The sequence below is a fragment of the Streptomyces milbemycinicus genome, from assembly GCF_002154605.1.
GTDB lineage: Bacteria > Actinomycetota > Actinomycetes > Streptomycetales > Streptomycetaceae > Streptomyces > Streptomyces milbemycinicus.
This window is the reverse complement of sequence record NZ_MUNE01000240.1, coordinates 1-20,423: the sequence shown is the minus strand read 5'-3', so window position 1 is coordinate 20,423 and position 20,423 is coordinate 1. Positions and strand designations below refer to the sequence as shown.

17 protein-coding genes and 4 pseudogenes are annotated in these 20,423 nt (G+C 70.3%); 11 read left to right on the top strand and 10 right to left on the bottom strand.

Annotated features, from left to right (window positions below; all coding sequences use genetic code 11):
• From CCN51_RS20260 to CCN51_RS20250, 3 genes and pseudogenes are all read right to left on the bottom strand, one after another.
• Window positions 1-396 (bottom strand): annotated as a pseudogene (locus tag CCN51_RS20260) (transcriptional regulator); the annotation flags it as partial.
• A gap of 245 nt (window positions 397-641) precedes the next feature.
• Window positions 642-983: a hypothetical protein gene (locus tag CCN51_RS20255; RefSeq protein WP_014179832.1), complete on the bottom strand. Its 342-nt coding sequence runs from the start codon at window positions 981-983 to the stop codon at window positions 642-644.
• Complete coding sequence (locus CCN51_RS20250; RefSeq protein ID WP_014179831.1) at window positions 940-1,365, bottom strand: MerR family transcriptional regulator; 426 nt, start codon at window positions 1,363-1,365, stop codon at window positions 940-942. The genes CCN51_RS20255 and CCN51_RS20250 overlap by 44 nt, the downstream gene beginning before the upstream one ends.
• Before the next feature lie 68 nt (window positions 1,366-1,433).
• Between CCN51_RS20250 and CCN51_RS20245 the strand changes: the two genes are divergently transcribed.
• A complete protein-coding gene (locus CCN51_RS20245) occupies window positions 1,434-2,255 on the top strand; it encodes an MBL fold metallo-hydrolase (protein ID WP_014179830.1) in 822 nt (273 codons plus the stop codon).
• 106 nt (window positions 2,256-2,361) lie between these two features.
• On the opposite strand, the gene CCN51_RS20240 is transcribed toward CCN51_RS20245, so the two are convergent.
• Window positions 2,362-2,772 (bottom strand): winged helix-turn-helix transcriptional regulator, encoded by a 411-nt coding sequence (locus tag CCN51_RS20240; RefSeq protein WP_014179829.1) that lies wholly within the window; start codon window positions 2,770-2,772, stop codon window positions 2,362-2,364.
• 79 nt (window positions 2,773-2,851) lie between these two features.
• Between CCN51_RS20240 and CCN51_RS20235 the strand changes: the two genes are divergently transcribed.
• Window positions 2,852-3,556 carry an SDR family NAD(P)-dependent oxidoreductase gene (locus tag CCN51_RS20235; RefSeq protein ID WP_014179828.1) on the top strand — a complete coding sequence of 235 codons (705 nt, stop codon included), beginning with the start codon at window positions 2,852-2,854 and terminating at the stop codon, window positions 3,554-3,556.
• Window positions 3,557-3,613: 57 nt separating this feature from the next.
• Here the strand turns inward: CCN51_RS20235 and CCN51_RS20230 are convergent, their stop codons facing one another.
• The gene (locus CCN51_RS20230; protein ID WP_014179827.1) at window positions 3,614-3,805 is read right to left on the bottom strand and encodes a hypothetical protein; all 192 of its coding nucleotides are present in this window, start codon (window positions 3,803-3,805) and stop codon (window positions 3,614-3,616) included.
• Between the two features lie 125 nt (window positions 3,806-3,930).
• Here CCN51_RS20230 and CCN51_RS20225 point away from each other — a divergent pair, with 125 nt between their 5' ends.
• From CCN51_RS20225 to CCN51_RS20215, 3 genes are all read left to right on the top strand, one after another.
• Window positions 3,931-4,911: a hypothetical protein gene (locus CCN51_RS20225; RefSeq protein WP_014179826.1), complete on the top strand. Its 981-nt coding sequence runs from the start codon at window positions 3,931-3,933 to the stop codon at window positions 4,909-4,911.
• Window positions 4,911-6,119: a hypothetical protein gene (locus tag CCN51_RS20220; protein WP_014179825.1), complete on the top strand. Its 1,209-nt coding sequence runs from the start codon at window positions 4,911-4,913 to the stop codon at window positions 6,117-6,119. Before CCN51_RS20225 ends, CCN51_RS20220 begins: the two co-directional genes overlap by 1 nt.
• 114 nt (window positions 6,120-6,233) lie before the next feature.
• Window positions 6,234-7,217, top strand: a complete 984-nt coding sequence (locus CCN51_RS20215) for an MBL fold metallo-hydrolase (RefSeq protein WP_014179824.1) — start codon at window positions 6,234-6,236, stop codon at window positions 7,215-7,217.
• 203 nt (window positions 7,218-7,420) lie between these two features.
• On the opposite strand, the gene ppdK is transcribed toward CCN51_RS20215, so the two are convergent.
• The gene (ppdK, locus tag CCN51_RS20210; RefSeq protein WP_014179823.1) at window positions 7,421-10,147 is read right to left on the bottom strand and encodes a pyruvate, phosphate dikinase; all 2,727 of its coding nucleotides are present in this window, start codon (window positions 10,145-10,147) and stop codon (window positions 7,421-7,423) included.
• 502 nt (window positions 10,148-10,649) lie between these two features.
• On the opposite strand from ppdK, the gene CCN51_RS20205 reads away from it, so the two are divergent.
• Window positions 10,650-12,080, top strand: a complete 1,431-nt coding sequence (locus CCN51_RS20205; protein WP_014179822.1) for an MGH1-like glycoside hydrolase domain-containing protein — start codon at window positions 10,650-10,652, stop codon at window positions 12,078-12,080.
• Between the two features lie 85 nt (window positions 12,081-12,165).
• Here the strand turns inward: CCN51_RS20205 and dusB are convergent, their stop codons facing one another.
• Window positions 12,166-13,299 carry a tRNA dihydrouridine synthase DusB gene (gene dusB / locus CCN51_RS20200; protein ID WP_014179821.1) on the bottom strand — a complete coding sequence of 378 codons (1,134 nt, stop codon included), beginning with the start codon at window positions 13,297-13,299 and terminating at the stop codon, window positions 12,166-12,168.
• Between the two features lie 177 nt (window positions 13,300-13,476).
• Here dusB and CCN51_RS20195 point away from each other — a divergent pair, with 177 nt between their 5' ends.
• Together CCN51_RS20195 and CCN51_RS20190 are read left to right on the top strand one after the other, a co-directional pair.
• Entirely contained in the window at window positions 13,477-14,955 is a 1,479-nt protein-coding gene (locus tag CCN51_RS20195) for an MFS transporter (RefSeq protein WP_014179819.1), read from the top strand.
• Window positions 14,956-15,080: 125 nt separating this feature from the next.
• A complete protein-coding gene (locus CCN51_RS20190; protein WP_014179818.1) occupies window positions 15,081-16,175 on the top strand; it encodes an EstA family serine hydrolase in 1,095 nt (364 codons plus the stop codon).
• Between the two features lie 27 nt (window positions 16,176-16,202).
• Here the strand turns inward: CCN51_RS20190 and CCN51_RS20185 are convergent.
• Window positions 16,203-16,613, bottom strand: a pseudogene (locus CCN51_RS20185) (MmyB family transcriptional regulator); the annotation flags it as partial.
• A 199-nt stretch (window positions 16,614-16,812) separates the two neighbouring features.
• On the opposite strand from CCN51_RS20185, the gene CCN51_RS60030 reads away from it, so the two are divergent.
• The 3 genes and pseudogenes from CCN51_RS60030 to CCN51_RS20165 all read left to right on the top strand — a co-directional run.
• Complete coding sequence (locus CCN51_RS60030; RefSeq protein ID WP_202948309.1) at window positions 16,813-17,181, top strand: transposase family protein; 369 nt, start codon at window positions 16,813-16,815, stop codon at window positions 17,179-17,181.
• Window positions 17,182-17,194: 13 nt separating this feature from the next.
• Entirely contained in the window at window positions 17,195-17,986 is a 792-nt protein-coding gene (locus CCN51_RS20170) for a class I SAM-dependent methyltransferase (RefSeq protein WP_043487640.1), read from the top strand.
• Window positions 17,987-18,004: 18 nt separating this feature from the next.
• Window positions 18,005-18,811 (top strand): annotated as a pseudogene (locus tag CCN51_RS20165) (MFS transporter); the annotation flags it as partial.
• Window positions 18,812-18,836: 25 nt separating this feature from the next.
• Here CCN51_RS20165 and CCN51_RS20160 read toward each other — a convergent pair.
• Complete coding sequence (locus CCN51_RS20160) at window positions 18,837-19,481, bottom strand: response regulator transcription factor (RefSeq protein ID WP_043487638.1); 645 nt, start codon at window positions 19,479-19,481, stop codon at window positions 18,837-18,839.
• Window positions 19,469-20,407: pseudogene (locus CCN51_RS20155) on the bottom strand (sensor histidine kinase); the annotation flags it as partial. The pseudogene CCN51_RS20155 and the gene CCN51_RS20160, both read right to left, overlap by 13 nt.
• Window positions 20,408-20,423 lie beyond the last annotated feature (16 nt).

The window sequence follows — 20,423 nt, the reverse complement described above, 5'->3', positions numbered from 1 at the left end:
CGCGGCGGTCAGCCGGTCCAGCGAGCGCCGCTCGCCCTGGCCGAGGTCACGTATCCAGCCGGGGAGCCGGGCCGCGGCCGGGAGGCGGGAGATCTCGGTGTGCAGCCGGGTCTGCGAGGTGGCGCGCAGCGCCTCCATGCCGCTGTCGCAGCCCATTCCGCCCTCGGCCGGGGTGAGGAAGTCGGGGAAATAGCCGCGTGAGGGAATGAGCGGCGCGAGCAGCCGCGCTTCGCCGTTCAACCTATTTCGCGCCAGCGAACGCCATTCTCCGTATACGGTGGCGCCCCGGTGCTCCCGCAGCCGGTGGAAACTCAAAACGGTTTCCCACAGCGCGTCCGGGCGGATCGCCATCCGCAGCCGGGCCAGATCGAGCTCGCCGAAATGCACACGCAGCACTGGACCCCCACCAAGTGACACCCGTGATCGCCCCCCGACCACGGAAGAGTATGCACGGTGCCACCGTCAGTGACCACGTCCTTTTGGCCAGAGTTGAAACGGGGCGCGGCGAGCCGCGCGGGGCCGGAATGCTGTTCCTCGTTGAAAAGCGCGGCCTCCGGGAAAGGCCACCCGGGGGACGTCCGCAATTCAACAGGCGGTGCTCACGACCGGATTGCTCGTCCCCGTGGGGGGTGACGAGTGTGTTACGGCCGTCCGGGCACTTCTGTTGCCGCCCCAGCCGATGCGAGCGGCAACGGCTCCCGTGGGGGGAGTGAGAGGGGGCGGCGCCCGGCCAGGTGCCGCCCCCTCGCCCGGTCGGGACGGAAGTGCTGCCCGGCGGCGGCGCTGTTGTCGATGAATCGCGTACGCAGCTGCTCCGGCAGCCGACCGGCGCGCTTCTCGGCCTCGCTGTGCAACGTCGAGGAGAGGCGGGCCGACAGCAGGGCGCCCAGCACGGCGGTGCCGAGGACGCCGCCGATCTGCCGGGTGGTGCTCGGGGCCTCAGCGTGCCGGACCCGCCTGGGCAGCCGCCGGTGCGGGCACATTGCCCACGGCCCGCTTGAAGTCGGGACATTCGACGATCGGCTCGTGATCGCAGACGGCCGCATGCCGGAGGCTGTCGCGGAGCCGGGTGAGCCGGCCGATCTGCTCGTCGAGGTCGCGGGCCTTGGCGGCCATACCGACACGCAGGTCCGCGTCGGACGGCCGCGCCACCAGGAACCGGCCGATCTCGGCGACCGAGAACCCCGCGCTGCGCGCGCATGTGATCAGCCCCAGGCGTTCCAGCACGTCCGGGTGGTAGGTACGGCGAAGGCCGTTGCGTCCCGCGGCGGCGATCAGGCCCTTCTTCTCGTAGAACCGCAGGGCCGAGGGCGTCAGCCCGGACCGCCGTGCGACCTCGGCGATGTCCAACAACGACCCGTCCATTGGCGCCTCCTTGACGTGAATCGCGTCCCCTTGACTTGAATCGCGGTTCAAGTCGCAGCCTAGTCGCCATGAAGATCCATCACCTGAACTGCGGATCGGTTCGTACGATCGAGGCCACCTACGACGGCCCGCAGCCCGCACCCGTGGTGAACCACTGTCTGCTGGTGGAGACCGATGCCGACGGCCTGGTCCTCGTCGAGACCGGGCTGGGCCTCGGCAACGTCCGGGACCCGGGCGGCACGCTCGACGCCGAGTGGGTCGAGATGACACAGCCCACGCTGGACGAGGAGGAGACAGCCATCCGGCAGGTGGCCCGGCTCGGCCATGCGCCATCCGATGTCCGCCACATCATCGTGACCCACCTGGACGTGGACCACAGTGGCGGCCTTCCCGACTTCCCCGACGCCCAGGTCCATGTAATGACCGCCGAAATCGACGCGGCACTCGCCCAGGCGCCCAGCCGCCGCTACCGCCCGGCGCACTGGGCACACGAACCCCAGTGGGTCGGCTACGGTCACGAGCCCGGCGAACAGTGGTTCGGCTTCACCGCGTTCCAGCCGAAGGGGCTGCCGCCGGAGATCAAACTCGTCCCCCTCGGCGGCCACACCGCCGGTCACACGGGAGTCGCGGTGTGGAACGGCGACCGGTGGCTCCTCCACTGCGGTGACGCCTACTACTACCACCGCGAAATCGGGGAACTCAAGGAACCCCACCCGCTGCTGGACATCGTCCAGACGGGCTCGCAGGTGCACCGCGACCTGCGGCTCGGAACTCAGGCCCGGCTGCGCGAACTGGTCCGCGATCACGGTGACCAGGTCGAGGTCTTCTCCGCACACGACCCATGGGAGCTGGCCCGCTACCAAGGTGATGTCACACCGGCTTCCCCCTGAGAAGGACCGGGTTCCCGCTGAGAAGGAGGGGGCGGCACCTCCGTGAGATGCCGCGAGGTGCCGCCCTCACATGTCCGGCGATGCCGGTGTCGGCTCAGCTGTCGGCTCAGCGGGCGTCGTAGCGTCGGCGGGCTTCCTCGATCGCGTCGTTGTGGTCGGTCGCCCACTGCACGAACGCGTACACCGTCTCGCGGAGCCCTTCGCCCAGGGGGGTCAGCTCGTACTCCACCCGCGGCGGCACTGCCGGGTAGACGGTCCTGGTCAGCAGCCCGTCACGCTCCAGATGGCGCAGGGTGAGGGTGAGCATCCGCTGGGAGATGCCCGGCACCTGGTCGCGCAGGGCACCGTAACGCAGGGGGCCCGCAGCGAGGATGCCGATCACGAGCACCGACCACTTGTCCCCGACGCGGTCGAGGGTCTCGCGGATGCCGGCGCCGTTGTCCGGCCAGGAGGCGCAGGGATGCGGCGGGACCCTCCAGGGCTCCGCATGAGGATCACCAGTGTTCCTATCGAACATGAATGTGCCTTTTGTGAACATCTTCGTGCATCACTACCGTGCGGTTACGAACAAATCGTAACTACGAAGGGGTGCACCCATGTCTTCCTCCCCGTCCACCATCGCTGTCGTCGGCGCCGGAGCCGGCCTGGGGCGCGCCATCGCCCGGCGCTTCGGCTCGGCCGGCCACCCCGTCGCGCTGATCTCCCGCAGTCAGACCAAGCTGGAGGCACTTGCCGCCGCCCTCGGCGAGGAGGGCATCACCGCGGGTGCCTACGCGGCCGACGCCACCGATGAGAAGGCCCTGGCCGCCGCCCTCACCGCGGCAGCCGACGATCTCGGGCGGATCGGGGTTCTCTCCTACAGCCCCGCCCCCGTGTGGGATCACTCCGGCGGTGGCCTGCCCGACATGGGCGCGATGGGTTTCACCAGCGCCCTGGAGACCACTCCGGCCTCCGCCCGTGCCCAGTTCGACCTCGTCGTCGGCGGCGCCCTCACCGCCGTCGCCACGGTCCTCCCGGCGATGCGCGAGGCCCGCGACGGCGCTCTGCTGTTCACGACCGGCCGCTCCGCGATCACCCCCATGCCGATTCTGGGCAACGCGGGCATCGCCCAGGCCGGCCTGCGCAACTGGGCGGACAACGCTCACACCGAGCTCGCCGCCGATGGCGTGTACGTGGGCCACCTCTGCGTGGGCGTGCCGATCCTGCCGGGAACCGGCGAGGGCGACCCCGACGCCATCGCGGACCGCTGGTACCGCCTCACCCGTACCCGCGACGCCTTCGAGACCACCATCGGCTTCTGAACGGACGAAGAGAGACGAAGAGAGGAGCGGCACCTCCGCACAGGTGCCGCCCGCCCTTCAACGACCTGCGGGCACGTCGTCGTTGATGAGGCGGCGTGCGTCGTCCCAGCGTTTCTCGCTGTCGATGGTGCCCTGCGGGCCGGTCCACCGGATGATGCCGAAGGTGAGGTCGTGGGCATGGTGCTGGTGTACGGACCAGCGGACGAATTGGCCTGTCTCGTCGCGGTAGGTGAAGGCGGGATCGGTCATCCAGCGTTCGAGGTCGGCCTGCGTGCGGGTGCCCAGGGCGAGTCTCTCGACGGCGAGCCGGGTGAGGAAGTTGTCGGCCGCGGTGACAGGCAGAGGGTGGACAACCGCCGGGGAGGGTCGGCCACATGGACGGGATGCAAAGACTGTCGGACTGGCTGGCGCCAACGCAGGAGATCATCCTGCGGCACGGCTACAGCCTCTCCCATATCGGCGGGAGCAGCGCCCGCGAGATCCTCGATCATGTCCTGTTCGGGAAGCCGCTCGCGCTGCGGGACCTCGACCTCTACCTGGTCCGCCGCGACACCGTCCGCCTCCGGGACCTTCGCGCGCTCTGCGACGACGTACATGAGCGTGGCCTGGCGCGCATCGGCCCGCTGAGGCCCAAGCGCCGGGCCAATCCCGCGCTGCCCGGCGACGCCTGCTACGAGTACCTCGCCGGTTACGGAGCCCATCTGTTCACGCCCGGGCAGCCGATTCTCAGCCTCGGCGTGCTTCACCATGCGAGCGACCTGGCCCTCAACGGCCTCTTCGACATCGACGCCGTCTTCCTGGCCGTCGACAACGACCAGTCCCTGAGTGCCTACGCGGACCGGCTCGCGCGCGACGGCCTCAGCGCCGGCCTGGTGATCGACCCGCACGACGGCTACGGCGCCTGGCGGCGGAAGGCACCGGCGATCGTGCACTGGGTGGAAGTGGAACGCTGTTTCGTCCGCAGCGCCTACCGAATCGTCCGAAGCCTCGCCAAGGTCCTCACGCTGCGCCTGCCGAACGAACTGCGCGGCGAGTACCTCAGCCGCTGCCCCGCGTCGGTCGCCGTCGACGACGTCCCCGAGCTTCACCGGGACTTCCTCAAAGTGCTTGGCGACGCCCACTGGGCGGAAGAACTTGGCATGCTGGCCCAACTCGGGGCCCTCAATCCACTTTGGCCACCCCTCCAGGCGGAGATGGAACAGTCGACACCTGATGGACTGCGCCGGGCAATCCCGTCCCGGCCGGGCGCGAGTTCCAGCGAACTGTCCTGCCTCCGGGCGCGCGCCCTGTGCAAGGACCCGGCCATCCTGGAAGCCATCCTCTCCGTCGCACCGCTTGTCTTTGGAGCCGAATAGTGCGTGCTTTCGCCACACTTGAGGAGGCGTCGGCCTACCTCGCCCCGCTGCTCGACCAGCCCGTCACGGCCGAACACCTGGAACTGACACCCCATATCCAGTTCCGCGCCGAACCGGTCGGGCTGGGCGGCGGCAGCTTCACCAACTCGTACACGATCAGCTGGAGTTCTCCCGCCGCCTCGGAGATCTTTGTGGCCGAGCCGCCGATGTGCACAGCCGAGTACGCCCGGCAGCGCGACGCCGTCGTCACGGCCACCGGCGGATTCTTCTTCCTGGCCGACCGCTGCCGGTACCGCCCGCGGACCCTGAGCCTCAACCTGGCGGTCCGGAACGGGAAGGTGCTCAGTCTGCCCGCGGCCGACCAGGACGCCCTGGTCGACGACGGCGGCACGCTGTCCGTCGTCGAGGTGCCCGCCCGCGGTGAGCTGTCACTGGACGGCCACACTCTGCGCTGGACGGGCACGCGCACCGGCGTGGAGGCCGACTGCTACGCGTACGGGAACGCCAACTGCGTCATCGAGCACGAGCCGGACGCGCACACCGGCAAGGTCCGCACACTCCGGGAGGACTCCCGCCTCACCCCCGAGATCACCGGTCACCACTGGAGCGACCTCGGGTTCACCGCCGCCCGCGGCGGCCGATTCGAGGCTACGGCACTCAGCGATCACGGACGGCTCGACATCTTCGACCATGACATCGTCCTGCGCTGCCCCAGACGCCTCGCCCGGGTCGGGTCCGTGCTGGAGCCACGGACGATCGGGCCGCTCTCCCTCCGCCCGTCCCTGCGCGGCGCGATATCCGTGGGCCCGTCCCTGTTCCACCCCGACCCGCAGGCCCACCCGCTCAACGGCGACCGCTCGCTGGGAAGCTTCCCGCTGCTCAAGGACCGCCCCTCAACCCGTCTGGTCTTCTACGGAACGGCCGACGGCCGGCGGCATCTGCGGCTGTTCGACGGGCGCCCCGGAAGCCCGACCTTCCCCGGAGTCGGCCTCGACCAGGCGATCTCCCTCGTCCTGGCAGGCGGTGACGTGACCACGGGGTGTCTGCTCGACTCCGGTCACTCCTGCAGGCTCAACGTCCGGCGAGGCGGCAACGTCACAAGCTTCGGCAACCGCCACTATCTGCGCTGGCCCACCGAGCGCGACCCGCGTTTCGTCTGGAACCCGGACCACGGGCGGCAGGTGGCCAGTCTGATCGCCCTGCGCTGACGTGGTGACCAGTACAGATATTCGCGGTGTCCATGCCCGCCGTCCCGTTACGATCGGCCGTCCGTGAGTTCAGCGGACAGACTGGTCCGCTGCGGGTGCTGGAGGGGCGCATCCATGAGGCAGACTCTGAAACCGCAGGCAGGTAATCCTGAGCGGCTCGAACGGGGACATCCGTTCCGCCAGTGGAAGACCTGGAAGATACCAGGCACCAAGTTCACCCTCACCGGCTATTCACGTGCGAACGACAAGACGTTCTTCCATATACCCGAGCTGCGGTGCAGCCTCGACGCAGGCCTGTGTGAAGGGCGCCAGGTGGACACCGTACTGCTCACCCACACCCATCACGACCACGCGAAAGATCTGGACTTCCTTGCCTCCCGGGCGGGCACCGACATCTATCTGCCCGCTGAAGCTGTCCCCTACGTGGAGTCTTTTCTGCGGGCGTCGGCAGAGCTGAACCATGGGGCGGGGTACGACCCGGACCTCGCCGGTGGCTACCGGTTACATGGGGTACGGCAGGGCGACGAGTTCACATTCGGCCGGCGGGCACATCATGTGCGGGTGTTGGAGTGCGAGCACAAAGTGCCCTGCGTGGGGTACGCCGTCTCCGAAGTCGGCAAGGCGCTGCTGCCCCAGTACGAGGAACTTCGCCGCTCGCTCGTCGAAGAGGGGCGTGGCGGCGAGTTCGGCCGGATCATGGCGCGACGGCGCAAGGAAGGTATCAAGACAGAACAGGACGTGCGGCGGCCGCTCTTCGCCTACCTCGGCGACACTCACGTCAGTGTGTTCGAACGGAATCCGTGGTTATTCACGTATCCGGTGGTCATCACTGAATGTACGTTCCTGCACGACAGCGAGCTGGGTCGGGCAGACCGCGTCGGGCATACCGTCTGGAGCCGACTCAGGCCAGTGGTCGAGGCACATCCCGAGACCCTCTTCGTGCTGACCCATTTCAGCCTGCGCCACTCGGATCAGGACGTCCTCGACTTCTTCGGGAGGGAAGGCAGGGATTCCGGTGGGGCCCGCCCGGACAACGTCCTGCTGTGGGTGCACCCGGCGAGCCTGCTCCCCGAACAGCACCAGCACAGCAGCACTTAATTGCGCGGCAAGTGTCCGTGCTGGTCACGGCCGCGGGTCCGCGTGCGCGACGATTTCAGCCCAGCCACACCACCCACATTCCCGCCGGCAGCAAAGGAGGGGGCGGCACCTCCGCACAGGTGCCGCCCCCTTCGCGGGCCGGAGTCGGCGATGGGGCTGAGGGTAGGGTGCCCCGGGCCGGCTCCGGTGGTCTGGCCGGCCGGTTACCGCCCCATGACCGCCGCGCGGCCGGACTCCAGGCGCGCGACCGGGATGCGGAACGGCGAGCAGGAGACGTAGTCCAGGCCCACCTCGTGGAAGAAGTGGACGGACTCCGGGTCGCCGCCGTGCTCCCCGCAGACGCCGAGCTTGAGGTCGGGGCGGGTGGCGCGGCCGGCCTCGGCGGCGCTGCGGACGAGGGAGCCGACGCCGTCCTTGTCGATCGTCTCGAAGGGGCTGACGCCGAAGATGCCCTTCTCCAGGTAGGCGGTGAAGAAGCTGGCCTCGACGTCGTCGCGGGAGAAGCCCCAGACGGTCTGGGTGAGGTCGTTGGTGCCGAAGGAGAAGAAGTCGGCGGACTCGGCGATCTGACCGGCGGTCAGCGCGGCGCGCGGCAGCTCGATCATGGTGCCGAGGGTCAGCTTGAGGTCCACGCCCCGGGCCCGCTCCACCTCCTCGATGACGCGCTCGGCCTCCTCGCGGACGATCTCCAGCTCCTGGACCGTGCCGACCAGCGGAATCATGATCTCGGCGCGCGGATCGGCCTTGGCGTTGCGGCGCTCGGCGGCGGCCTCCGCGATGGCCCGTACCTGCATGGCGAACAGGCCCGGGATGACGAGGCCGAGGCGCACCCCGCGCAGGCCCAGCATCGGGTTCTGCTCGTGCAGCCGGTGCACGGCCTGGAGCAGCCGCAGGTCGTTCTCGTTGTGGTCCTTGCGGGATTCGGCGAGCGCGACGCGCACCGACAGTTCGGTGATGTCGGGCAGGAACTCGTGGAGCGGCGGGTCGAGCAGCCGTACGGTGACGGGCAGGCCGTCCATCGACTCGAAGAGCTCGACGAAGTCGTCCTTCTGGAGCGGCAGCAGCGCGCCGAGTGCGGTCTCGCGCTCCTCCTCGGTGTGGGCGAGGATCAGCCGCTCGACCAGCTCGCGCCGCTCGCCGAGGAACATGTGCTCGGTGCGGCACAGGCCGATGCCCTGGGCCCCGAACCGCCGGGCGCGGTTGGCGTCCTCGGCGTTGTCGGCGTTGGCCCGCACCCGCAGCCGGCGTACTCGGTCCGCGTAGGCCATGATCCGGTGTACGGCGCCGACGAGTTCGTCGGCGTCGTCGGCGCCCGCGTGCATCCGGCCCTCGAAGTACTCGACGACCGGGGACGGGACGACCGGCACCTCGCCGAGGTAGACCTTGCCGGTGGAGCCGTCGATGGAGACGACGTCGCCCTCCTCGATCACCAGCCCGTCCTTGCCGTCGAGGGCGGGCACCGTCATCCGGCGCCGCTTGGTGTCGACTTCGAGCTCCTCGGCGCCGCACACACAGGTCTTGCCCATGCCGCGGGCGACCACGGCGGCGTGCGAGGTCTTGCCGCCCCGGGAGGTCAGGATGCCCTCGGCGGCGATCATTCCGTCGAGGTCGTCGGGGTTGGTCTCACGGCGGATGAGGATGACCTTCTCGCCGGACCGGGACCACTTGACCGCGGTGTACGAGTCGAAGACGGCCTTGCCGACGGCGGCGCCCGGCGAGGCGGCGATGCCGCGCCCGAGCTTGCGTACGGTGCCGCTCTCGGCCGCTTCCTCGTCGAAGCGCGGGAACATCAGCTGGGCGAGCTGTGCTCCGTTGACCCGGCGCAGCGCCTCGGCCTCGTCGATCAGGCCCTGGTCCACCAGTTGGGTGGCGATCCGGAAGGCGGCCCCGGCGGTGCGCTTGCCGACGCGGGTCTGCAGCATCCACAGCTTGCCGCGCTCGATGGTGAACTCGATGTCGCACAGGTCCCGGTAGTGCGTCTCCAGGATCTCCATGATCCGCATGAGCTTGTCGTACGAGCCCTTGTCGAGCTCTTCGAGGTCGGCGAGCGGAACGGTGTTACGGATACCGGCGACGACGTCCTCGCCCTGCGCGTTCTGCAGGTAGTCGCCGTAGACGCCCTGCTGGCCGCTGGCCGGGTCGCGGGTGAAGGCGACGCCCGTGCCCGAGTCGGGGCCGAGGTTGCCGAAGACCATGGAGCAGATGTTGACCGCGGTGCCCAGGTCGTGAGGGATGCGCTCCTGGCGGCGGTAGAGCTTGGCGCGGTCGCCGTTCCACGAGTCGAAGACCGCCCGCACCGCGAGGTCCATCTGCTCGCGCGGCTCCTGCGGGAAGCCGCGTCCGGTCTCCTTGGCGACGATGTCCTTGAACTCGCCGACCAGCCGCTTGAGGTCACCGGCGTCCAGGTCGACGTCGACGGTCACGCCCTTCGCGCGCTTGGTCTCCTCCAGCGCCTCCTCGAAGAGGTCGCCATCCACGCCGAGCACCGTCTTGCCGAACATCTGGATCAGGCGGCGGTAGGAGTCCCATGCGAACCGCTCGTCGCCCGCCTGGGCGGCGAGGCCGGCGACCGAGTCGTCGGAGAGCCCGATGTTCAGAACGGTGTCCATCATGCCGGGCATCGAGAACTTCGCCCCGGAGCGTACGGAGACCAGCAGCGGGTCGTCCGCCTGGCCGAGCTTCTTGCCCATCTTGTTCTCGAGGGCGTCGAGGTGCGCACTCACCTCGTCGCGCAGGGCAGCGGGCTCCTCACCACTGGCGAGGTAGACCTTGCATGCCTCCGTGGTGATGGTGAAACCCGGTGGCACGGGGAGACCGAGATTGGTCATCTCGGCGAGGTTGGCGCCCTTCCCGCCGAGCAGGTCCTTGAGATCCTTGTTGCCCTCGGTGAAGTCGTAAACGAACTTCTGCTGATCTTGTGTTTCCGGCACGGGACTCGATCTCCTCGGCTCGGCTGCCCTGACGGCGGGGAGCGTACCCAGATCAAAGGCTTCTGAGCATGTGCACTCCCCCGTCATTCGGCCGTAACCACCCGCCTGCCACGAGTTCGAAAGTCACTCGTACGACAGAGTCCACTTCTCGGCTTCTTCAAGAACCGAACACACGCCCACGCTGCGCCCATCCAGAAGCGGATGCATATCACTGTGCGTAATCATTGGTTCGAGGTGTCGAACATCAACAGGTGGCACGGAGTGCCATGACTTGGAGAGGTGAGCACGGCTCCTGACTGCCGGATCACCCTGCAATGGCCGCTCATCTGAGCGACAAGGCTATCAGAGTGGCGAGAATCACGCGCTCTGACGGGCCCTCATCTCGCCTTTTGGATACAACGAGTGGCGGTCCGCTCAAACGAGCAACCCCGCCTGGAAGAGCTGGTCTGGGATACCTTCGCCGTGACGGTATTGCGAGGCCACGACCCCCTCGGAGTCCAGCGTGGAAAGCGGCGAGCCCTTCCCATACGCGCCATCCGCGCCGTCCGCACCTTCCGCGTCGGCGCGGCTGCTGCACGGCGCCCGGCGGGTGCTCCTGGAGAACTGGACCGGCGCCTCCACGGTCCCCTCGCGCGGTCTGTACCCGCACCAGTGGAGCTGGGACTCGGCGTTCATCGCCATCGGGCTGCGCCATCTGTCGGCGCACCGCGCCCAGCGCGAGCTGGAGACCCTGCTGGCCGCCCAGTGGGGCGACGGCCGGATCCCCCACATCGTCTTCAACCCGGCGGTGCCACTGGACGCGTACTTCCCCAGCCCCGACTTCTGGCGCTCCTCCAGCGCGGGCGCGGCGCTCGGCGCGCCTACGGCCGTCGAAACCTCCGGCATCGTCCAGCCGCCGGTCCACGCCCTCGCCTGTCTGCTGGTGCACCTCGCCGACCCTCGGGCCTCGGCCCTCCGCGGCTTCCTGGCCCGGGTGTACCCACGGCTCGCGGCCTGGCACCGCTACCTCACCGAACACCGCGACCTGGGCGGCGGCGGGCTGGTGTCCGTGATCCACCCCTGGGAGCCCGGTATGGACAACAGCCCCTGCTGGGACGCCCCGCTGGCCCGCGTCGAGCCCGCCCCGCCCGACACCTTCCGCCGCGCCGACCTCGACCACGGCGCGGCGGCCGACCGGCCCACCGACCTGGACTACGGCCGCTACGTACGGCTCGCCGCCGACTACCGGGACCGCGGCTACCGCGACGGCGGGGCCGGTTCGGCGTTCCTTGTCGAGGACCCGGGCGTCAACGCGCTGCTGATCGCCTCCGAGCACGCCCTGGCCGACATCGCCACCGCCGTCGGCGCCGACCCGGCGCCCCACCGGTCGCGGGCGCGGCGGCTCACCACCGCCCTGGTCGAGCGGCTGTGGGACCCGGCCGCCGGGCTGTTCCTGTGCCGTGACCTGCGCGGCGGGACACACGGCGGCGACGGCGCGCTGATCCCCGAGCTCAGCGCCGCGGGCCTGCTGCCGCTGATCGTGCCCGACCTGCCGCGCGAGATCGCCGCCGCCCTGATCCGCACCGCGTCGGGTCCTCACTTCGGCCTGGGCGGCCCGGTGCGTCTCGTGCCCAGCTACGACCTGCTGGGGCGCGCCTTCGACCCGTACCGCTACTGGCGCGGCCCCGCCTGGTTCAACGTCAACTGGCTGATGGAGCGCGGCCTGCGGCAGCACGGCGCGGTGGCGCGGGCCGATGCGCTGCGCTCCGCCGCCCTCGACTCGGCCGTCTCCTCCGGTTTCGCCGAGTACGTCGACCCGTACACCGCCGAGGCGCGCGGCACCCGCGACTTCGGCTGGACGGCGGCGCTGGCGCTGGACCTGCTGGTGGCCTCGGGCGGAGTGGGTACGGAGTTGGTGGCGGCGGAGCGGGAGATGGCCGCCGAACCGGAGTGAGGAACGGCCAGAGGTCAGCCGCCCCGGTCGGCCTGGTCGGCCTGGTCAGCCGCTCAGCCGCTCAGCCGCTCAGCCGCTCAGCCGCTCAGCCGCCGGAAGTGTCCAGCTCCGCGTCCGCGCTCACGCCCGCGCAGTCGTACGGGTCCTCCAGCCAGCCGTCCGGCAGCACCACGCGGTTGCGGCCGGAGGTGCGTCCGCGCGGGCCATCCGCGCCCGCCGGCCACTCCTGGTCCAGGTCCAGCTCGCCGAGCAGCGCGTCCAGCTCGGCCAGGGACGAGGTGATGGCCAGCCGCTTGCGCATCTCGGAGCCGACCGAGAAGCCCTTGGTGTACCAGGCGACGTGCTTGCGGAAGTCGATGACGCCCCGCTCCTCGTTCTCCAGCCACTGGGCCAGCAGCTCGGCGTGGCGCCGCATGACCGCCGCGACCTCCTTGAGGGTCGGCCGGGCCGGTGCGCCGCCGCCCTCGAAGGCCGCCACCAGGTCGCCGAAGAGCCACGGCCGCCCCAGGCAGCCGCGCCCCACGACCACGCCGTCGCAGCCCGTTCGCCGCATCATCCGCACCGCGTCGTCCGCCGACCAGATGTCGCCGTTGCCCAGCACCGGGATCTCGGGGACGGCCTCCTTCAGGCGGGCGATGGCGTCCCAGTCGGCGGTGCCGCCGTAGTGCTGCGCCGCCGTACGGCCGTGCAGGGCGATCGCGGTCACGCCCTCCTCGACCGCGATACGGCCCGCGTCGAGGTAGGTGATGTGGTCGTCGTCGATGCCCTTGCGCATCTTCATGGTCACCGGCAGCGGGCCCGCGCCGGTCACGGCCTCGCGCAGGATCGAGCGCAGCAGGTGGCGCTTGTACGGGAGGGCCGAGCCGCCGCCCTTGCGGGTGACCTTGGGCACCGGGCAGCCGAAGTTGAGGTCGATGTGGTCGGCCAGGTCCTCGTCGACGATCATCCGTACGGCCTTGCCGACGGTCACCGGGTCCACCCCGTACAGCTGGATGGAACGGGGCTTTTCGGTGCCGTCGAAGTGGATCAGCCGCATGGTCTTGGCGTCGCGCTCGACCAGCGCCCGCGTCGTGATCATCTCGCTCACGAACAGCCCCTTGCCACCGGAGAACTCGCGGCAGAGGGTGCGGAACGGCGCATTGGTGATCCCGGCCATGGGTGCGAGCACCACCGGCGGGGTCACCGTGTGCGGTCCGATCTGCAGCTGCGTGGCGGTCATGGAAGAGGTGTCCTCGGGTATGGGGCTCGGGTACGGGGTTCGGGTATGGGGTTCGGGTATGGGGTCAAGAGGGAGGCGAACTCTCATTGTCCCGCACGCGGCGTTCCGCGTACGCCACGGGGGATTGTCCCGACGGTTCTCACGGTCTGACCCGACATATCGATGTAGCGTTCAACCATGCCTGAGCTGAGCCACCGGCGGCGCACGCTCGTGCTGGCGATCTGCTGCATGAGTCTGCTGCTCGTCAGCCTCGACAACACCGTCCTCAATGTCGCCCTGCCCTCGATGCGGCGTGAGCTGCACGCCTCCGTCTCCGGAATGCAGTGGACGATTGACGCGTACACGCTGGTGCTCGCCGCGCTGCTGATGCTCGCGGGCTCGACGGCCGACCGGGTGGGGCGTAAGCGCACCTTCCAGACCGGGCTGGTGGTGTTCTCCCTCGGCTCCGCGCTGTGCAGCCTCGCGCCGAACCTGGAGGCGCTGGTGGCCTTCCGTATGGTGCAGGCGGTCGGCGGTTCGATGCTCAACCCCGTCGCCATGTCGATCATCACCAACACCTTCACCGAGCCCAAGGAACGGGCCCGCGCGATCGGGGTGTGGGGCGGGGTCGTCGGCATCAGCATGGCGGCCGGGCCGCTGGTGGGCGGGGTGCTGGTGCAGTCGGTCGGGTGGCGCTCGATCTTCTGGCTCAATGTGCCGGTGGGGCTCGCGGCCCTGGTGCTGACCGCCCGGTACGTGCCCGAGTCGCGCGCCCCGAAGCCGCGCCGGCCCGATCCGGTGGGCCAGGTGCTGGTCGCGGCGCTGCTCGGCACGCTCACGTACGCGATCATCGAGGCGCCCGACCGGGGCTGGGGCTCCCCGCTGATCGCCGTGTGCACCACGGTCTCCGCCCTCGCGCTGGTCTCGCTCGTGGCGTACGAGCGGCGCCGCACCGAGCCGCTGGTCGAACTGCGCTTCTTCCACAGCGCGCCCTTCAGCGGGGCGACGGTGATAGCGGTGAGCGCCTTCGCGGCGCTGGGCGGGTTCCTGTTCCTGAACACGCTGTATCTGCAGGACGTACGCGGACTCGGCGCGCTGCACGCCGGGCTGTGGATGCTGCCGATGGCGGCCATGTGCTTCGTCTTCGCGCCGCTGTCCGGACGGCTGGTCGGCAGCCGCGGGCCGCGGCTTTCGCTGCTGCTGGCGGGGGCGGCGATGGGGGCGAGCGGAGTGCTGTTCGCGGCCTTCGACGCCCAGGCCACCGACGCCCTGCTGCTGATCGGCTATGTGCTGTTCGGCATCGGCTTCGGCCTGGTCAACGCGCCCATCACCAACACCGCGGTGTCCGGGATGCCACGTACCCAGGCCGGAGTCGCGGCGGCCGTGGCCTCCACCAGCCGCCAGGTGGGCCAGTCGCTGGGCGTCGCGGTCATCGGCGCGGTGCTGGCCTCGGGCGCGGCGAGCGCGGCGGGCGGGGCGCACAGCGCAGCCTCGGCCACGGCCTTCGTGGACGCCGCCCGCCCCGCCTGGTGGATCATCGCCGGATGCGGGGGCGCCGTGCTGCTGCTCGGCGTGGCCACCACCGGCCGCTGGGCGGCCGGCACCGCCAAGCGCGCGTCCGCGCTCTTCGGCGACGAGCGCGCGCCCGCTCAGGCCTCGGCCACCACCAACGCGTAAGTCCGAATCAGTTGCCTCGCATACCGGCCGAACCAGTTGCCCCACATACCCCACCCCGGTATTTTTCCCATAGCCCTCGGGACACCCCCAGGGGGTATAGGGATCGGGCGGAGGAAGCGCGGACGATGAACGTCGAAGGGTTCGCCGAGGACGGCTACGACGAGGTGCGTCGGGTCTTCGAGCGGCTGGTGGACAGCGGCTCGGAAACAGGGGCCGGGCTGTCGGTCTGGCGGGATGGCCACGAGGTCGTCCGGTTGAACGGGGGGTGGTCCGACGCCGCACGGAGCCGTCCCTGGCGCGGCGATACGCTGGTCCAGCCCTACTCGCTGTCGAAGTCGTTCGTCACGCTCGCCGCCCTGGTGGCGGTCCGCGACGGCGCGCTGGCACTGGACGAGCCGATCGCCAGGTACTGGGGCGAGTACGGGGTCCGGGGCAAGGAGCGGACCACGCTCCGCCAGGTGCTCACCCACCAGGCCGGCCAGCCGCGCTTCCCGGCCGAAGCTGCGGGTCTCGACCTACTGGATGACGAAGGGCTGCGGAAGAGCCTGGCGCAGGCGGCGCCGGAGTACGAGCCCGGGACATCACTCGGGGAGCACGCGCTGACCTACGGCCATCTGGTCGACGGCGTTCTGCGCACGGGCGCCGGCACGACGCTGGGAGAGATGTTCAACGATGTGGTGCGGCCCGCGCTGGGGCTCGACGCCTGGTTCGGAGTACCGGACCACGCGCTGGACCGCGTCGCCGAGCTGGAGTACGCGGACCCGGGCTGGCCGCAGCAGCTCCATGCGGCACCGTGGCTCCAGATCCCCGCCGGGGCCCTGGACACGGCGCGGACGAACTCCCGGGCCTGGCGGCAGTCGGTATTCGGGGCGGCCAATCTGCACACCACCGCAACCGCCATGGCGGCGTTCTTCTCCCGGCTCACCAGCGAGGACGGCCCGGTGCGCGAACTGCTGGGGCCACAGCTGCACACCGAGCTGCTCACCTCCCACGTCACCGACTTCGACGAGGTCTTCGGCACCGACATCACCTGGACGCTGGGCTTCGTACGCGACAAGGGCAAGATCGCCAAGGGCGGTATCGGCGGCTCGGCCGCCTGGTGGTCGCTCCGGCACCACCATGCCTGTGCCTATCTGACGCGCCGGTTGGACGATCACTCCCGGGCCGCCCAGATCGCCGCGGCCCTGGGCGACGACCTGACCGTGGTGGGCGAGGACTGAGCCACTTCCCCCAGCACACGCGTCCGGCTACGAGCCCCCTGAAGCCGCGAAGTCGCCTTCCTTCACCAGTGCGTGAAGCTTCTCCAGGCGCTCGTGCGTCTCGGCGTCCACCGGCGTGTACGCCACCAGCCTTGGGCCTGAGTTCGGGCCGGTCCACAGGCTGGTGGCGGTGAGCCGCAGCGAGCCCACCCGCGCCTGGCGGAAGACCTTGACCTTGTCTCCGGGGCGCAGCACCTCGTGCCGGGCCCAGACCTCGCGGAACTCCGGCGAGGCGTGCTGGAGCCGCTTCAACAGCGCCTTCCACGGCGGCTCGGCCAGATGCTCGGCCATCGAGGCCCGGAACTTGGCGGCCATCAGCCGGACCGACTCGTCCCGGTCGAGCATGGAGGCGCGCCACTCGTCGTGGGTGAAGGCCAGCCACAGGCCGTTGCGGCCCTGGCCTCACTGGGCGCGCCGTCCAACACGGAGGACACTCAGGTAACGGCGTGATGCCCGGTCGCCCATCCGCGTGCGGATCCGCTCGGCGACGGCGTCGAGCAAAGGCTCACGGACGTCGCGATCGAGTCTCCGGTACAGCGACAACGAGCGAAGGTGATCGGCAAAGCCGTCCCCGGTGAACCACTGAACCGCTACGGACGTGGCAAACGATACGACGCGGTTGTCGGGCCTTGACGGCCTGGCCGTGGTCGGGGTCGCCGACGACACCGACGGGCCGGTGGTGCACCTGGTCACCGCTGATGAGCGGGCACGCCACTGCCCAGACTGCGGCACCCGGGCGCGGCGGTCGAAGGGCCGGCGGGTGACCCGGCCGCGTGACCTGTCGGTCGGTGGCCGCCGACCGCGGCTGGTGTGGGCCAAGCGCCGCTGGCGCTGCGACGAGCTGGCGTGCCGGCGTCGCTCGCCGTGGACACCTCGATGCCCGCCAATTTCGTTGAGCCCGCACCCTGCAATCGTGTTGGCTAGCGGCACCGAACTGTCAGTACCGCAGGTGTCCGCTTGGCTGTAGCAGGGAGTTAAACGTGCAGGACATTGTTGTCGACCCCGTTGCCCACAATCGGGCAGCCTGGGACAAGTATGTCCAAGAGGGCAACGAGTGGTCGAGGCCGGTGAGTGCTGAGGATGTCGAGCGCGCCCGCATGGGCGACTGGTCGATTGTTCTCATCGGGCGTGAGCCAGTCGACCGCTCCTGGCTGCCGACGGACCTGACCGGCAAGGACGTGTTGTGCCTGGCCTCCGGCGGTGGCCAGCAGGGTCCGATCCTCGCCGCCGCAGGGGCGCGGGTCACCGTATTCGACAACTCACCCCGCCAGCTCGGCCAGGACCAGATGGTGGCGGCGCGCGACGGACTCGAGCTGCGCACCGTCCTAGGCGACATGCGCGACCTCAGCGCCTTCGGCGACGCAACATTCGACGTCGTATTCCATCCGGTCTCTAACCAATTCGTACCAGACTTGGCACCGGTGTGGCGTGAGTGCTTCCGCATCCTGCGACCGGGCGGAACTCTGCTCGTGGGCTTCCTCAACCCTGATGTGTACTTGTTCGACCACGAGGCGCTCGACGAGCGCGGCGAGCTGATCGTCGTGCACAAGCTGCCCTACAGCGATGTCACGCAGTACTCCGCCGAGGAACGCGCCACGAAGTTCGGCGCGGATGCCCCTCTTGAATACAGCCACACCCTCACCGACCAGATCGGCGGGCAACTCGCCGCGGGGTTCGTCCTCACCGGCTTCGCGGAAGCGCCGCACCAATCCAACGCATCCGCTCAATACATGTCGAACTATTTTGCGACGCTGGCGGTCAAGCCGGGCTGACCCAGCCGTGGGGCCGACCGCCCCGCCCCCGTCGACGCCCCCGGCACCGCGCTGCTGGCCCTCGCCCTGATCGCGCTGCTGCTCCCGCTGACCGAGGGCCGCGCGGCCGGCTGGCCCCTGTGGACCTGGCTGCTGCTCGCCGCCTTCCCCCTCGCCGCCGTCGCCTTCTACACCATCGAACGCCGCCTGGAGACCTCCGGCCGCACCCCACTGCTCCCGCCGAGCCTGTTCGCCCTCCCCGGCCTGCGCCGGGGCCTGCTGATGATCCTCCCGTTCAGCGCGGGCTTCGGCGGCTTCATGTTCGTCATCGCGGTCGCCCTCCAGCAGGGCCTCCGCTACGGCCCCGTCGAGGCCGGCCTCGCCCTGACCCCCATGGCCACGACCTTCTTCATCGCCTCCCTGATGGGCCCGCGCCTGGTGAGCCGCTACGGCAACCGAGTCGTGACCGCGGGCGCGGTGATCCAGGCCGTCGGCATCGCCCTGCTGATCCTGACCGTCCAGTTCAGCTGGACCGACCTGTCCCTCGCCGACCTGCTGCCCGGTATCGCCATCGCGGGCTTCGGCCAGGGCCTGCAACTCCCCGTACTGATCCGCGGCATCCTCGCCGAAGTCCCCGCGGAACGGGCGGGCGTGGGCAGCGGCGTCATGGTCACCACCCAGCAATCCGCCCTGGCCCTGGGCGTGGCCACCCTCGGCACCCTCTTCCTGACCCTGGCCCCCTCCATGGGCATGGGCGACGCGATGGTCCGGACCCTGGCCCTCCAGCTCGCGGGCGTCGTGGTGACCGGGCTGCTGAGCCTACGGCTGCCACGCGTGTTGGGGTGAATGGCGAGGCGGGGCGGCTGGTCGCTCAGGCCACGCCGAGGAAGCGCAGGACCGCCAGCACCCGTCGGTGGTCGCCCTCCGCCACCGGCAGGTCGAGTTTCGCGAAGATGCTGTTGATGTGCTTGGCGACAGCCGACTCGCTGATCACCAACCCCTCCGCGATCCCCGCATTCGACCGCCCCTGGGCCATCAGCTCCAGTACCTCCCGCTCGCGCGCCGTGAGCCGGTCGAGGGGGTCGCGGTGGCGGCGGACGAGGAGTTGGGCGACGACCTGGGGGTCGAGGGCGGTGCCGCCGCCCGCGACGCGGTGGAGGGCGGCGATGAAGTCCTCGACGTCCGCGACGCGTTGTTTGAGGAGGTAGCCGATGCCGCTGGTGTGCGTGGTCAGCAGGTCCGCGGCGTAGCGCTCCTCCACGTACTGGGACAGCAGCAGCACCGCCGTGTCCGGCCACTGGCGGCGGATCAGCAGCGCGGCCCGTACGCCTTCGTCGGTGAAGCCCGGGGGCATCCGGACGTCGACCACGGCGATGTCCGGGCGGTGTTCCTCGACCGCCGCGAGCAGGCCGTCCGCGTCGTCCGCCTCCGCCGTGACCTCGAAGCCCGCGGTCTGGAGGACCTTCACCAGGCCGATCCGCAGCAGGACCGAGTCCTCGGCGATCACAGCACGCACGGCAGCTCCACGGTGATGACGGTCGGGCCCCCGCGGGGGCTGCTGAGGTCGAAGGTCCCGTCCACGGAGCCCACGCGCCCCACGAGCCCCGTGAGGCCGCTGCCCTGGGCGGGGTCGGCGCCGCCGACCCCGTCGTCGGCGATCACCACCCGCAGTATGTCGCCCGTTCTGACGACCGTGACGTCGGCCCCCGTGGCCTGTGCGTGCTTGGTGGTGTTGGCCAGGGACTCGGAGACGACGAAGTAGGCGACGGCCTCGACGGTGGGCGCGGGACGTTCGGGGATGTCGATGTGCAGCCGTACCGGCAGCGGGGCGCGGGCGGCGATGCCGGAGAGTGCGGCGTCCAGGCCGCGGTCGTCGAGGACGGCCGGGTGCAGCCCGCGCACCAGGTTGTTCAGCTCCTCGATGGCCTCCTTGGCCTCCCGGTGCGCCTCGTCGATGACCTTGCGGGCCTCCTCGGGCAGATCGCCGAGCGTGGCCTTGGCCAGGCCGAGGTTGACCGCCATGGAGACGAGCCGCTGCTGGGCGCCGTCGTGCAAGTCGCGTTCGATGCGGCGGCGTTCGGCGTCGGCCGCGTCGACGGTGCCCGCGCGGCGCTCGGTCAGGTCCTCGACCCGGCGCTCCAGCGCCTTGGCCGGGTCGGGGCCCAGCAGCGCGGTGGCGGAGCGGACGTCGGCCCGTACGAGGGCGCCGGTGAGCCAGCACGCGAGGGCCAGCAGGGCCATGCCGCCTGCGGTGAGATATCCGGCCGCCGTGGCGTCGGGGAGGAACTTCAGCCGCCCGCCGGGTACCGGCGCGGTCCAGATGAACACGGTCGCGGCCACCAGACCGACGAGAGCGAGGCCAAAGGCGAGTACCCCGCCGCAGGCGACGGCCGGCCCGACCAGCAGGTTGTAGCGCAGCTCCGGCCCCCGGCGCGCCGGGCCGGAGCTGCGCTACAAC